This is a genomic window from Alteromonas sp. DY56-G5, assembly GCF_041414725.1.
GTDB lineage: Bacteria > Pseudomonadota > Gammaproteobacteria > Enterobacterales > Alteromonadaceae > Alteromonas > Alteromonas macleodii.
On sequence record NZ_JANHZQ010000127.1, the window covers coordinates 1 to 1,027 of the forward strand.

Consider the following 1,027-nt stretch of genomic DNA (forward strand, 5'->3'; position numbering starts at 1 on the left):
AACGATGGAATGGTCTCCCCCCTCAAACGGCATCGCAATGTGCCAAACTTGGAATTGAACAATCAAGTTAACAAGGTGAGGAGACCAAAATGAATATTACAACGATTGGGCTGGATTTAGCAAAAAGTGTGAGTCATGTGGTGTGCTGTAATCAGGCAGGCAAGATTGTGCGAAAAAAAATGTTGAGACGAACTCAGATACTGCATTTTTTTAGTGAGCTATCACCCTGTTTGGTGGGAGTTGAGTCATGTGCCAGTGCGCACTATTGGGCGAGAGAAATAGCGAAGTATGGGCATCAGGTAAAACAAATCGCACCACAGCATGTAAAAGCGTATGTGCGGGGTAATAAGACGGACTTTAATGATGCGCTGGCGATAGCAGAAGCAGTAGTGCGCCCCGAGATGCGGTTTGTGCAAACGAAAACGCAAACCCAACAAGATATTCAGGCATTACACGTGATGCGTAAGAAATGTGAGCGGGATAGAACGGCCAACAGTAATGAAATACGGGGATTGCTCAATGAGTACGGAATAATTCTTCCGGTGGGCATAAGTCATGTCTATAAATCACTGCCTGAATTATTTGACCGGCAGGTTGAGAATGGTTTGAGTGAATTATTCAAAGAACTGTTAGAGCGACACTATCAAAAACTTGTAGAGCTGGATGAGCACCTGGACTGGTATACAAAGAAAATTAAACAACTAAGCCAACACGAAGCTTGTAGACGGCTACAAAGTATTCCCGGAGTTGGTCCAATTATAGCCAGTGCGCTTTATCAACATATCGGCAATGGCAGTGAGTTTAAGAATGGTCGGGCAGTTTCAGCATCACTGGGGCTGGTACCCAAACAACATAGCTCAGGGGGCAAGCATAATTTACAAGGGATTAGTAAGCGTGGAGATAGCTATCTAAGAACCTTACTCATTCATGGTGCCAGGGCTGTCATGCGAGTGAGTAAACATAAAGAGACGCCATTGTCTCAATGGATAAAGCGAATAGAGCAAACGCGGGGGAGAAACAAAGCCGC

The 1,027-nt window shown here is 44.9% G+C and carries 1 protein-coding gene; it reads left to right on the top strand.

What is annotated here, in order from left to right; translation table 11 throughout:
* Window positions 1-89: 89 nt before the first annotated feature.
* A partial coding sequence (locus tag NO989_RS21835) for an IS110 family transposase (RefSeq protein WP_371343198.1) occupies window positions 90-1,027 on the top strand: 938 nt, incomplete at its 3' end.